11 protein-coding genes are annotated in these 12,354 nt (G+C 67.2%); 9 read left to right on the top strand and 2 right to left on the bottom strand.

What is annotated here, in order from left to right:
• Nucleotides 1-12 precede the first annotated feature (12 nt).
• Together CFE50_RS04855 and CFE50_RS04860 are read left to right on the top strand one after the other, a co-directional pair.
• Nucleotides 13-441, top strand: coding sequence for a DUF2231 domain-containing protein (locus CFE50_RS04855; protein WP_158894380.1), 429 nt, complete (start codon nucleotides 13-15; stop codon nucleotides 439-441).
• Complete coding sequence (locus CFE50_RS04860; RefSeq protein ID WP_286731704.1) at nucleotides 438-1,733, top strand: PQQ-dependent sugar dehydrogenase; 1,296 nt, start codon at nucleotides 438-440, stop codon at nucleotides 1,731-1,733. Before CFE50_RS04855 ends, CFE50_RS04860 begins: the two co-directional genes overlap by 4 nt.
• A gap of 74 nt (nucleotides 1,734-1,807) precedes the next feature.
• Here CFE50_RS04860 and CFE50_RS04865 read toward each other — a convergent pair whose 3' ends face one another.
• A complete protein-coding gene (locus CFE50_RS04865; protein ID WP_241809496.1) occupies nucleotides 1,808-2,707 on the bottom strand; it encodes a LysR family transcriptional regulator in 900 nt (299 codons plus the stop codon).
• Nucleotides 2,708-2,853: 146 nt separating this feature from the next.
• Between CFE50_RS04865 and CFE50_RS04870 the strand changes: the two genes are divergently transcribed.
• From CFE50_RS04870 to CFE50_RS04885, 4 genes are all read left to right on the top strand, one after another.
• Nucleotides 2,854-3,933, top strand: a complete 1,080-nt coding sequence (locus tag CFE50_RS04870; protein WP_286731707.1) for a 4-oxalomesaconate tautomerase — start codon at nucleotides 2,854-2,856, stop codon at nucleotides 3,931-3,933.
• A gap of 59 nt (nucleotides 3,934-3,992) precedes the next feature.
• Nucleotides 3,993-5,306, top strand: coding sequence for a C4-dicarboxylate transporter DctA (dctA, locus tag CFE50_RS04875; protein ID WP_286731709.1), 1,314 nt, complete (start codon nucleotides 3,993-3,995; stop codon nucleotides 5,304-5,306).
• 114 nt (nucleotides 5,307-5,420) lie between these two features.
• A complete protein-coding gene (locus CFE50_RS04880) occupies nucleotides 5,421-6,734 on the top strand; it encodes a CitMHS family transporter (protein WP_241809488.1) in 1,314 nt (437 codons plus the stop codon).
• A gap of 72 nt (nucleotides 6,735-6,806) precedes the next feature.
• Nucleotides 6,807-8,060 (top strand): OprD family porin, encoded by a 1,254-nt coding sequence (locus tag CFE50_RS04885; RefSeq protein ID WP_241809487.1) that lies wholly within the window; start codon nucleotides 6,807-6,809, stop codon nucleotides 8,058-8,060.
• A 45-nt stretch (nucleotides 8,061-8,105) separates the two neighbouring features.
• Here CFE50_RS04885 and CFE50_RS04890 read toward each other — a convergent pair whose 3' ends face one another.
• Complete coding sequence (locus CFE50_RS04890; protein ID WP_286731712.1) at nucleotides 8,106-8,891, bottom strand: substrate-binding domain-containing protein; 786 nt, start codon at nucleotides 8,889-8,891, stop codon at nucleotides 8,106-8,108.
• Nucleotides 8,892-9,042: 151 nt separating this feature from the next.
• Between CFE50_RS04890 and CFE50_RS04895 the strand changes: the two genes are divergently transcribed.
• The 3 genes from CFE50_RS04895 to CFE50_RS04905 all read left to right on the top strand — a co-directional run bounded on the left by CFE50_RS04895 (nucleotide 9,043) and on the right by CFE50_RS04905 (nucleotide 12,354).
• The gene (locus CFE50_RS04895; protein ID WP_027602122.1) at nucleotides 9,043-9,720 is read left to right on the top strand and encodes a response regulator transcription factor; all 678 of its coding nucleotides are present in this window, start codon (nucleotides 9,043-9,045) and stop codon (nucleotides 9,718-9,720) included.
• Nucleotides 9,698-11,071 carry a sensor histidine kinase gene (locus CFE50_RS04900; protein WP_286731714.1) on the top strand — a complete coding sequence of 458 codons (1,374 nt, stop codon included), beginning with the start codon at nucleotides 9,698-9,700 and terminating at the stop codon, nucleotides 11,069-11,071. Before CFE50_RS04895 ends, CFE50_RS04900 begins: the two co-directional genes overlap by 23 nt.
• Nucleotides 11,072-11,184: 113 nt before the next feature.
• Nucleotides 11,185-12,354 carry a D-alanyl-D-alanine carboxypeptidase family protein gene (locus CFE50_RS04905; protein ID WP_286731960.1) on the top strand — a complete coding sequence of 390 codons (1,170 nt, stop codon included), beginning with the start codon at nucleotides 11,185-11,187 and terminating at the stop codon, nucleotides 12,352-12,354.

The raw sequence follows: 12,354 nt of genomic DNA on the forward strand, positions 1-12,354 counted from the left end.
AAGGAGTCGTCAGTGACCGTAGCTGCCCACCATTACCACCCTGTCCGGCCCGGCCCGCTGCACGCGCTGCTGCTGGCCGGCTCCGTCCCGCTGTTCATCGGCGGCCTGCTCAGCGACATCGCCTACTACCAGACGATGCAGATCCAGTGGGCCAACTTCGCCGCCTGGCTGATCGCCGGCGCGCTGTTGCTGTCCGGGCTGGCCCTGCTGTTCGCCCTCGGCAATCTGTTCGGCGCGCGCTTCCGCGGGCGCCGGCCGGCGGCCTATTTCCTCCTGCTGCTGCTGGCCTGGGTGCTGGGGCTGGTCAATGCCTTCGAACACGCCAAGGACGCCTGGGCGGTGATGCCCGCCGGGCTGATCCTCTCGGTGGTGGTCTCGGTGCTGAGCCTGGTGGCGGCCTGGATCGCGCTCTCCAATCTGCGTTCGGAGGTTGTCCGATGAGCACTCCAAGAGCCTTGAGCGTCCTGGGTCTGGCCGTGCTGCTGGCCGCCTGCGGCAACGAGGGTGGCGCCGACACCCAGGCCCGCGGTCCCGATCCCAAGCTGCCCGAACCCCAGCGCGGCCTGCTGCCGAGCATGAAGATCGCCCAGCCGGCGCCCTGGGGTGATCGCGTCCCCACGGTGCCCCAGGGCTACACCATCACCGCCATCGCCACCGATCTGCGCATTCCGCGGCAGATGCTGGTGCTGCCCAATGGCGACATCCTGGTGGCCGAGGGCCGCGGCGGCAATGCGCCCAAGCTCAAGCCCAAGGACGTCATCGCCGGCTACATCAAGGCCCAGGGCAACACCCAGGTGAAGGGCGGCAATCGCCTGACCCTGCTGCGCGACGCCGATGGCGACGGCAAGTACGAACTCAAGACGGTGTTCGCCGAGAATCTCAACGCGCCCTATGGCCTGGCCTTCGCCAACGGCCGGATCTACGTGGCCAACCAGGACGCCCTGGTCAGCTTCCCCTATCAGGACGGCCAGACCCAGGCCAGCGGCGCGCCGGACAAGCTGGTCGAGCTGCCGGCGGCGATCAATCACCACTGGACCAAGTCACTCGTCGCCAGCGCCGATGGTCGCTACCTCTATGTGGGGATCGGCTCCAACAGCAACGTTGGCGAGCGCGGCATGGACGTCGAGGTGGATCGTGCGGTGATCTGGCAGATCGATGCCCAGAGCGGTGCGCACAAGAACTATGCCACCGGGGTGCGCAATCCCACCGCCCTGGCCATACAGCCCGACAGCGGCCAGCTCTGGGCGGTGGCCAACGAGCGCGACGAGATCGGCCCGGACCTGGTGCCGGACTACCTGACCTCCATCCGCGAAGGCGGCTTCTATGGCTGGCCCTACAGCTACTGGGGGCAGAACGTCGACACCCGCGCCCAGCCGCAGGATCCGGCCAAGGTGGCCGCCGCCATCAAGCCCGACTACAGCCTGGGCTCCCACGTTGCCGCCCTGGGGGTGACCTTTTCCACCGCGGCGGTGGGTGGGCAATTCACCGATGGCGTCTTCGTCGGCGAGCATGGCAGCTGGAACCGCGACAAGCCGGTGGGCTACCGCGTGGTCTTCGTGCCCTTCCAGCAGGGCCGTCCGGCCGGCGAGCCCATCGACTTCGCTACCGGGTTCTTTGGCGACGACGGCAAGACCCGCGGCCGCCCGGTCGGGGTGGCAGTGGATCAGCGCGGTGGCGTCCTCATCGCCGACGACCTGGCCAACACCGTCTGGCGGGTGACGCGCACCCAGTGAGTTAACCGGTAGCGGTACGACCGAGGCCGTCGCCCTGAGGGGGACGGCCTTTTTCATGGCGGGTGGCTAGGCGGTCAGCTCGCCTCGGTCTTCCACTGCCCCAGCAGGATGGCGACGAATTTTTCCGCGGCGGGCGATAGCGAGGCACCACGGCGCGAGACCAGGCCCAGGGTCCGGGTCACCTCCGGATCGCTGAGGGGCACGCTGACGAGGGTCGGGTGGTCGGCATCCGGCATCGCCAGGCTGGGCATGGCCGAGACGCCGAGGCCGGCTTCCACCATGCCCAGGGAGGTGGACAGGTGCTGCACCTCATAGAACCACTTGGGGCGAATGCCGCGGGCGGAGAGGGCATGGTCGAGCAGCACCCGGTTGCCGCTGAGGCGCCCCACGCCGATCAGCCGGTGCTCGACCAGCTCGGCCCAGCTGATCGACGGGCGCCCGGCCAGTTCGTGGTCGCGCCGGCAGGCCAGCACGAATTGCTCCTGCACCAGGGGCACGAATTCGATGTCCGGGTGCTGACCGCTGAGCATGTTGATGCCGAAGTCGGCTTCGCCGCGCAGCACGGCCTCCAGGCCGTCGTTGGCGCTGAGGTCCAGCAGGCGGATGCGGATCTTGGGGTATTGCTCGTTGTACTGGCGGATCACCGAGGGCAGGAAGTAGAAGGCCGCGGTGGGGATGCAGGCCAGGGTGACCTGGCCGGTCTGGCGCTCGGCCAGTTCGCGGATGCTGAGGATGGAGTCTTCGAAGTCGTCCAGCAGCCGCCGCGCCTTGGGCAGAAAATCGCGCCCGACGCTGGTGAGGCCGACGCGACGAGTGGTGCGTTCGAGCAGGGGCGTGCCCAGGCCGTCTTCCAGCTTCTTGATGCGCCTGCTCAGGGCCGGCTGCGACAGGTGCAGGGCATCGGCGGCCTCGTGGAAGCTGCCTAGTTCGGCGATTTTCACGAAAGATCGAATGTCTTGCAGCTCGTAGTCCATGAAAAGCCTCTGCCCGAACGTTTCGGTTATTGATTATCCAGGTGGAATAATAGCGACGATATTTGCATTGGATAGATTTATCCGGGACTGCCAATCTTGTTCCCAGAACATCAATAACCGCTATTGATCAACAAGAGTCAGCAGTCATGCAACGTATTCCCTGCGTTCTCATGCGAGGCGGCACCTCCAAGGGCCCCTTCTTCCATGCCAGCGACCTGCCCAGTGATCCCGTCCAGCGCGACGAGATGCTGATCGACCTCATGGGCGCCGGCCACGAGCTGGAAATCGATGGCATCGGTGGCGGCAGCCCCCAGACCAGCAAGGTCGCCATCATCAGTCCGTCCAGCCATCCCGATGCCGACGTGGACTATCTCTTCGTCCAGGTGATGGTCGCCGAGCGCCGCGTCGATACCGCGCCCAACTGCGGCAACATGCTCTGCGCCGTGGGGCCCTTCGCGGTGGAGCAGGGGCTGGTCGCCGCCAGAGACGGCAAGACCCTGGTGCGTATCCGCAACCTCAATACCAACAGCTTCGTCGACTCTCTGGTGCATACGCCCGGCGGCCTGGTGCGCTATGAGGGCGACACCGCCATCGACGGCGTGCCCGGCACCGCCGCGCCGGTGCAGCTGACCTTTCTCGACGCCGTGGGCAGCAAGACCGGCAAGCTCTTCCCCACCGGCCAGGCCACCGACGTCTTCGATGGCGTGCCCGTGACCTGCATCGACATGGCCATGCCGATGATGATCGTCGAGGCCCGCCACCTGGGCGTGACCGGCAGCGAGCGGCCGGCCGAACTGGACGCCAACGCGGCGCTGCTGGCGCGGCTGGAAGACCTGCGTCTGCAGGCGGGTCGGGCCATGGGCCTGGGCGATGTCAGCGGCAAGGTGATCCCCAAGCCGGTACTCATCTCCGCGCCCCAGCACGGCGGCACCCTGCAGGTGCGCTACTTCATGCCGCACAGCTGCCACCGGGCGCTGGCCATCACCGGCTCCATCGGCCTGGCCACCGCCTGCGTCACCCCGGACACGGTGGTGATGGAGCTGCTGGGTGAGTCGGCGCGTGACCTAACCCACGTCCGCCTGGAGCATCCCAGCGGCGGGATCGACGTGGTGCTGTCGCGCGGCGGCGCGGACGGCACTACCATCCAGGCCTCGGTCGTCCGGACCGCGCGCCGACTGTTCGCCGGCCACGTGTACGCGCCCACCGCGCGGAGGCTCGCCGGCTAGCAGACTCCACACCCCACCCAACAGCGCATCCGCACAACTTCAATAAAGGGTGATGCCTCATGAAACTCGCCAAATCGCTATACTTCCAGATCCTCTGCGCCGTGGTCCTCGGGGTGCTGGTCGGTCACTTCTGGGCGCAACAGGCCGTCGCGCTCAAGCCCCTGGGTGACGCCTTCATCAAGCTGATCAAGATGATGATCGCCCCGGTGGTGTTCTGCACCATCGTCACCGGCATCGCCGGCATGACCGACAAGAGCACCCTGGGTCGGCTGATGGGCAAGACCCTGCTGCTGTTCCTGGTGCTCACCGTCATCAGCCTGTTCATCGGCCTCGGCGCGGTCTATCTGTTCCAGCCTGGCGTGGGCATGAACATCGACCCGGCGACCCTGAGCACCGCCAGCATCGCCCAGTACACGGCGTCAGCGGCCAAGCTCAGCGTGGTCGATTTCTTCATGCACATCATCCCGGACACCTTCATGGGGGCGTTCAACAAGGGTGAGGTGCTGCCGGTGCTGTTCATCGCCGTGCTCTGCGGCTTCGCCCTGTCCGCCATGGGCGAGCGCGGCCGGCCGGTGCTGGAGGTGCTGGAGTCGGCCTCGCAGATGGTCTTTCGCATCTTCGGCTACCTGATGCGCTTCGCCCCGGTGGGTGCCTTTGGCGCCCTGGCCTTTACGGTGGGCCAGTACGGCATCACCTCGCTGGGCTCCCTGGCCAAGCTGATCGCCACCCTCTACATCGCCTGCGCCTTCTTCGTCTTCGTGGTGCTCGGCGCGCTGTGCCGCTCGCGCGGCTTCAGCCTGTGGCAGCTGTTGCGCTACTTCCGCGAGGAATTCCTGGTGGTGCTCGGTACCTCGTCCACCGAGCCGGTGCTGCCGCGCATGCTGCAGAAGCTCGAAGGCCTGGGCTGCAAGAAGGGCGTGGTCGGTCTGGTGCTGCCCACCGGCTACTCCTTCAACCTGGACGGCACCGCCATCTACCTGTCGCTGGCCGCGGTCTTTATCGCCCAGGCCTGCAACATCGAGCTCAGCGTTGGCCAGACCCTGACCATGCTGGCGATCATGCTGCTGTCCTCCAAGGGCGCGGCCGGGGTGACCGGCAGCGGCTTCGTCGCCCTGGCCTCGACCCTCACCGTGATCCATGACATCCCCCTGGCCGGACTGGCGCTGCTGATCGGCATCGACCGCTTCATGTCCGAGGCCCGCGCCCTGACCAGCCTGGCCAGCAACGCCGTGGCCACCGTGGTGATCGCGCTGGGCGAGGGCGCCTGCGACCGCGACAGGCTGATGCGCGCCCTGGCCAGCGGCAAGGCCGAACCCGTGGCGCTGCCCGAGGCCGCCGAGTGGACGGCACCGGACGTTCGTCCCCACGCCTGATCGTTCAAACCCCGCTACCGCTGCAATCCCACCTCCGCGCCGTCAGCTGGCCGGAGGCGGGGAGCGGCTGGCCCGCGTCCGGCCAGACCCACAACAAGAACAAGGGATATGCCTATGCTCGCGCTTCTCGGTCTGATCATGGTGGTGACCTTCACCTACCTGATCATGAGCAAACGTCTGTCGCCCATCGTGGCGCTCACCGTAGTGCCCATCGTGTTCGCCCTCATCGGTGGCTTCGCCCCCACCACCGGCAAGATGATGCTCGACGGCCTGAAGATGGTGGCGCCCTCGGCGGCGCTGCTGCTGTTCGCCATCCTCTTCTTCGGCCTTATGATCGATGCCGGGCTGTTCGATCCGCTGATCCGCAAGATCCTCAAGCGCGTCAACGGCGACCCGGTCAAGATCGCCATCGGCACCGCGCTGCTCTCGCTGCTGGTGGCCCTGGACGGCGACGGCACCACCACCTACATGATCACCTGCGCGGCCATGCTGCCGCTGTACAAACGCATCGGCATGAATCCCATGGTGCTGGCGACCGTCTCCATGCTCTCGCTGAGCATCATGAGCGGCATGAGTCCCTGGGGCGGTCCGGCCACCCGCGCCATCGCCGCGCTGGGGCTGGACGCCACCGCCTACTTCATTCCCATGCTGCCCACGGTGATCGGCGGGGGCGCCTGGGTGGTCTTCACCGCCTACCTGCTTGGTCGCCGCGAGCGCGCACGCATCGGCAACGTCGCCCTGGAGAGCGGCGGGGCGGCCGGCGGCAAGTGCTACATCGAAGAGATCCTCGGTGATTCGCCGACCAAGCGGCCGCGCCTGGCCTACGTCAACCTGGTGCTGGTGATCGCGGTGATGACCGCCCTGGTCATGGGCGTGATGCACGCCGCCATCCTGTTCATGATTGGCTTCGTGCTGGCGCTGATGATCAACTATCCGCAGCTGGAGCTGCAGAAGGAGCGCATCCTGGCGCATTCCGGCAACGCCATGACCGTGGTGCTGCTGGTGTTCGCCGCAGGCATCTTCGCCGGCATCTTTTCCGGCACCAAGATGGTCGACGCCCTGGCCCAGACCCTGGTCGACTGGATTCCGCCGGCCTGGGGTCACTGGTTCCCGCTGGTGGTGGCCATCACCAGCATGCCGCTGACCTTCGTGCTGTCCAACGACGCCTACTACTTCGGCGTGGTGCCCATCCTGGCCAACGCCGCCGCGGCCTACGGCATCGATCCGGTGGAGATCGCCCGCGCCTCGGTGCTGGGCCAGCCCGTGCACCTGATGAGTCCGCTGGTGGCCTCGACGCTGCTGCTGGTGGGCATGGTCGACCGCGACATCGGTGACTTCCAGAAGGCCACCGTCAAATGGGCGGTGCTGACCTCCCTGGTCATCACCGCCATCGCCCTGCTCACCGGCGCCATCTCCTTCTTCGTCTGATCCTCCTGGCGGGCGGGCATGGTCGTGCCCGCCCGCTGCAGCCCCACTCCAAAAACAACAAGAGACTCCCTCATGTCCCAACTCCTCAAGAGTGGCGCCGGTTGCGCCGCCCTGTGCGCCTGTATGCCTTTCGCCGACGCCGCCGGTTTCCTGGAAGACAGCAAGCTCAAGCTGCAACTGCGTAACGTCTACTTCAACGAGAACTTCCGCGATGAACAGGGGTTGAGCGCTCGCGCTGCCGCCACGGCCAAGAGCGAGCGCACCGAATGGGCCCAGGGTTTCCTGCTGGATTACCGCTCGGGCTTCACCCAGGGCACCGTCGGTTTCGGCCTGGATGCCCTCGGCCTGCTCGGGCTGCGCCTGGATTCGGGGCGCGGGCGCAGCGGCACCGGCTTGCTGCCGGTGCACAGCGACGGGCGGGCCGCGGCGGAGGCCAGTTCCTTCGGCGCCACCGCCAGGGCCCGGCTGGGCAAGACGGTGGTCAAGCACGGCACCCTGCTGCCCAAGACCCCGGTGCTGGTCTACAACGATGCCCGCCTGCTGCCCCAGACCTACCAGGGCACCCAGGTCACCAGCGACGACATCCAGGGCCTGACGCTGACCCTGACCCACCTCGATCGCTTCAAGCTGCGCGATTCCACCGACAGCAACGGCCTCTTTCCCGACGGCTACAGCGGCAGCCAGTCCGGCAATTTCAGCTACGGTGGTGCCGAGTACCAGGTGAGCAAGAGCCTGAGGCTCAGTTACTTCCATGGTGAGCTGAACAACTTCTATCGCCAGGATTTCGCCGGTATCCAGCATGACTTGCCGCTAGCCGGCGGGGTGCTGACGGGCGACCTGCGCTACTTCAGGAGTCGCGACGCCGGCGCGGCGTATTCGGGAAAGATCGACAACGACATGCTCAGTGGCCAGCTGACCTATGCCCACAGCGGCCATACGATCGGCGCGGGGTTGCAAAGGCTCAGTGGTGATGCCGGTCTGCCGTACATCAGCGGCGCCACCGTCTATTCCTTCAGCAACGTCGGCATCGGCAAATTCATCGAGGAAGACGAGCAGAGCTGGCTGGTCAGCTACGCCTATGATTTCAAGGCGGTAGGGCTGCCCGGCCTGACCTTCATGACGCGCTACATCAGCGGCGACAACGGCCGCTCCGGCACGGAAGGATTGCACGAGTGGGAGCGCGACGTGGAGCTGGCCTACGTGGTGCCCAAGGGCGCGTTCAAGGGCTTCGGCGCCAAGCTGCGCAACTACGTCTATCGCTCGGATTTCGCACGGGGCCGCGACAGCAACCGCCTATACCTGACCTACGACCTGGCGCTCTGGTAGCTCACGGGGAGGGAAGGAGTCGCCGCTCGGGCGACTCCAAAGGGCTCACCGCGCCGGAATGGGCTTGAGACCGCTGTCTTCGATGGCTTTGGCGGCGTCCTTCGAGGCCAGGTACTGCAGCAGGGCGCGGGCGGCATCCGGGTGCGTGCTCTTGGCGACCACGGCGCCGGAATAGAGGGTCATCTTCTGCGCCTGGTCGGGGATCAGGCCGACGATGTCGATGCCCTGCACCGGCCTCAACTCGCTCAGTTGCTGGAAGCCCAGCTGCGCCTCGCCGCGGGCGACGACTTCGCCCACCGGCTCGGCGGGGATCATGCGCGCCTTGCCCTTGAAGGCATCGCTCAGCTGCATGCGCGGGAAGAGGATGTGCGCCAGGTAGACGCCGCTGGCGCTGTCGGAATAGGCCACCGACTGGGCGCTTTCCAGGCTCTGCTTGAAGGCCTCCATGGTGGAGATGTCCGGCTTGGGCGCGCCCTTGCGCACCGCCATGGCGATGAAGGACTGCCCCAGGTCGACGCGGCTGTCCTTGACCGCCTGGCCGTTGGCGACCAGCTTGTCCAGCGCCGAACCCACCATCAGCACCACGTCGGCCGGCTCGTTGCGGGCCAGGCGCTGGGGGATGGCCTGGGGCGTGTCGCCCATGGACGGCGCGGCGGCGATGTCCAGTTTCACGCCGGTGGCCTTTTCGTAGGCGGGGGCGACTTCGCGGATGGCGCCCATGATGCCGCCCGAACTCAGCACCGTGAGGGTGGTGACGGGTTGCGCGGCCAGCAGCGGCGTGGAGGCCAGCAGCAGGGCGCCAAGGGCGAGGGTGGGCAGACGTCGAAACATGGTGAAGACTCCAGGGTGAAAAGACCGACGATAGACCGCGAGCGAGACGGAAGCGCGTTAGTCCGAATGAAGAAAAATTTAATTTACCGGCCTGGCCGTTTTCCCTAGGGTGTCCGGTCCGCCAGACCGGGCGCCAGATCCAGAGGCCATCATGACCCAGGCTTTGGTCATCGAAGACGACGAGGTGACCGCCCACGCCATCGCCAGCGAATTGCAGGCGCAAGACTATCAGGTACGTTGGGAAAGCACCGGCCGCGAGGGCCTGGCCGCGGCCATCGCCGGCGGCCACGACATCATCACCCTCGACCGCATGCTGCCGGATTTCGATGGCCTGACCATCGTCAGCACCCTGCGTGGCCTCGGCATCGCCACCCCGGTGCTGATGCTCAGCGCCCTGTCCGATGTCGACGAGCGCGTGCGCGGCCTGAGATGCGGCGGTGACGACTACCTGACCAAGCCCTTTTCCCTGGTGGAGATGATGGCCCGCCTGGAGGCGCTGCTCAGGCGGCCGGGCGCGCAGTCCGCCAGTCACCAGTTGCGGGTGGGCGAACTGACCCTGGACCTGATCGAGAACACCCTGACCCGCGCCGGCGAGGCCATCGCCCTGCTGCCCACCGAATTCAAGATCCTCACCTACCTGATGCGCAACGCCGGGCAACTGGTGACCCGCACCATGCTCTTCGAGCAGGTCTGGGGCTATCACTTCGATCCAGGCACCAACATCATCGACGTGCACATGGGCCGGCTCAGACGCAAGATCGAGCGGGCGGGGCGGCCGCTGGTGCATACCGTTCGCGGAGCCGGCTATGTCCTCGTCGTCCCGGACTAGGCGCTGGCGCTCCGGCAGCAGCCGCCTGCTGGCGCTCTATGCGCTGCTCTTCGTGGCCTGGGGCGCGGTCTTCACCGGGGTGCTCTACTGGCAGATCTCCGGCTACCTGGGCGCCGTGGCGGAGCGCACCCTGCTGCAGCGGGCGCACTACTACGGCAAGGTGGCCGACGCCGATCTGCTGGGCGAGCTGCAGGCCAGCGAGGTCTATTCAATGCCCGGCATCGACGCCTACGGCCTGTTCGAGGCCGATGGCCGCCTTGTGGCCGGCAATCTGGTCAAGCTCTTGCGCAACCTGCCGGACGACGGTCGAGTGCACTACCTGCAGCGTGGCCTCAGGACCACCGACGCCCTGGACGAGACCCGCAGCAGCCAAGCCTTTCTGCAGCGCCGCGCCGACGGCCGCATCCTGGTGCTGGCCCGCGATGGCGGCTCCATCTCGGCGGTGGGCGGCATCATCGGCCAGGCGCTGTTCTGGGGCCTGTCGCTGACCCTGATCCCCGGGCTGGTTGGCTGGCACCTGCTGCGGCGGCGACCGCTGCGGCGCGTCGAACGCCTGCAACGCAGCCTGGAGCGGATCGTCGCCGGTCACCTGGAGGAACGCCTGCCGCTGTCGCCGCGCCATGACGAGCTGGACATGCTGGCCGATGCGGTCAATACCACCCTGGCGCAGCTGGAGCGCTCGATGCACGAGGTGAAGGGCGTCTGCGACGGCATCGCCCATGACCTGCGCACCCCGCTGACGCGGCTGCGGGCGCGCCTGCACCAGCTGCAGCAACTGCCGCTGGCCGAACCCCAAGCCGAGAGCCTCGGCGAGGCGCTGGCCGAGACCGAGGCCATCATGTCGCGCTTCCAGGGCCTGCTGCGCATCTCCGAGCTGGAAGACACCCGGCGGCGCATGGCCTTCGCGCCCCTGGACCTGGCCGCGCTGCTGCGCCAGGCCCATGACTTCTATGAACCCCTCGCCCAGGAAAAGGCCCAGACCCTGAGTCTGGAACTGGGCGAGGGGTTGCCGGAGGTGCAGGGCGACGCCGAGTTGCTGTTCGAGGCGCTGGTCAATCTGCTCGACAACGCCCTCAAGTTCGCTCCCGAGGGGGGCCAGGTGCGGCTGGTGGCGCGTGGCGTCGGCCCGGCGGTGCGCATCGAGGTGATCGACGACGGTCCCGGTATTCCCGAGGCCGAGCGCGAGAGTGTGCTGCGGCGGCTCTATCGCGGCGATGCCAGTCGCCAGCAACCGGGCTATGGCCTGGGCCTGTCGCTGGTGGCGGCCATCGTGCGGTTGCATGGTTTCAGCCTGAGCATCGAGGCGGCTGAACCAGTGGGCGCGCGGGTGATCATCACCAGCGCTGGCTGAGACGCGCCTTCCTAAATTTTTCTTCATTTTGCTTCATTTGAGACCGGGGCAGGGCTCTCCCAGGATGGCGGGCCCCTCCTGCCACACCGGATCTGCCGCTCGTGAAACACCCCTTGCTCTGCCTAGGCCTCGCCGCCCTGGGTCTCGCCTGGCTCGGCCAGGTCGAGGCCGCGCCCGCCGCTGCGCCCGCCGCCACTGTGCTGATTCCTTCGCCGCCCCAGCTCTCGGCCAAGGCCTGGGTGCTGATGGATGCCACCACCGGTCAGGTGATCGCCGAAGAGGATTCCCACGAACACCTGCCGCCGGCCAGCCTGACCAAGCTGATGACCGTCTATGTGGCGACCCGCGACATCCAGGCCGGCCAGCTCAAGGCCGACGACCCGGTCACCGTCAGCGAGCACGCCTGGCGCACCGAGGGCTCGCGGATGTTTCTCGATCCGCGCAGCCAGGTGTCGGTGCACGATCTCCTGCAGGGCATCGTCATCGACTCGGGCAACGATGCCAGCGTGGCCCTGGCCGAGCACATCGCCGGCAGCAACGAGAGCTTCGCCAGTCTGATGAACGCCACCGCGCAGCGCCTCGGCCTGCACGACAGCCACTTCATGAATCCCACCGGGCTGCCCGACCCCGAGCACTTTTCCTCGCCCTACGACATGGCGCTGCTGGCCCGCGCCATCATCCAGGACGAGTCGGCCTACTATGAGCTCTATGCCAAGAAGTACTTCACCTGGAACGGCATCCGCCAACCCAATCGCAATCTGCTGCTGTGGCGCGATCACACCGTGGACGGCCTCAAGACCGGGCATACCGAGGCCGCCGGCTACTGCATGGTCACCTCGGCGCTGCGCGACGGGCGCCGGCTGATCACCGCGGTGTTCGGTTCCAACTCGATCAACAACCGCGCGGCGGACACCCAGAAGCTGCTGACCTATGGCTATCGCTTCTTCGACAACCTGAGCCTCGACAAGGCCGGCGTCGCCCTGGGCACCCCGGCGATCTGGGAGGGCGAGCAGGCGACCCTGCCGGTGGGCGTGACCGAGGACGTGGTGCTGACCCGCCCCAAGGGCCAGCAACCGCCCGAGCGCCGACTGGTACTGAACGAGCCGCTGGTGGCGCCCATCGCCCAGGGCGCGGTGGTCGGCCGCCTGGAGCTGGTGGAGGGCGACCGCGTCCTGCAGACCCGCCCGCTGGTGGCCCTGGAGGCGGCGGCGCAGGGCGGCTGGTGGTCGCGCTGGCCCGAACATCTCTACCGGCTGGTGCTGCACTGGTTCGGCCGGATCTGA

The sequence above is a fragment of the Pseudomonas sp. PGPPP4 genome (assembly GCF_002256045.1).
GTDB lineage: Bacteria > Pseudomonadota > Gammaproteobacteria > Pseudomonadales > Pseudomonadaceae > Chryseomonas > Chryseomonas oryzihabitans.

Coding starts and splice junctions, on each gene's coding strand:
- CFE50_RS04895 (WP_027602122.1), top strand. CDS start 9,043: ATGACCCAGGCTTTGGTCATCGAAGACGACGAGGTGACCGCCCACGCC.
- CFE50_RS04860 (WP_286731704.1), top strand. CDS start 438: ATGAGCACTCCAAGAGCCTTGAGCGTCCTGGGTCTGGCCGTGCTGCTG.
- CFE50_RS04865 (WP_241809496.1), bottom strand. CDS start 2,707: ATGGACTACGAGCTGCAAGACATTCGATCTTTCGTGAAAATCGCCGAA.
- CFE50_RS04870 (WP_286731707.1), top strand. CDS start 2,854: ATGCAACGTATTCCCTGCGTTCTCATGCGAGGCGGCACCTCCAAGGGC.
- CFE50_RS04900 (WP_286731714.1), top strand. CDS start 9,698: ATGTCCTCGTCGTCCCGGACTAGGCGCTGGCGCTCCGGCAGCAGCCGC.
- CFE50_RS04880 (WP_241809488.1), top strand. CDS start 5,421: ATGCTCGCGCTTCTCGGTCTGATCATGGTGGTGACCTTCACCTACCTG.
- dctA (WP_286731709.1), top strand. CDS start 3,993: ATGAAACTCGCCAAATCGCTATACTTCCAGATCCTCTGCGCCGTGGTC.
- CFE50_RS04890 (WP_286731712.1), bottom strand. CDS start 8,891: ATGTTTCGACGTCTGCCCACCCTCGCCCTTGGCGCCCTGCTGCTGGCC.
- CFE50_RS04885 (WP_241809487.1), top strand. CDS start 6,807: ATGTCCCAACTCCTCAAGAGTGGCGCCGGTTGCGCCGCCCTGTGCGCC.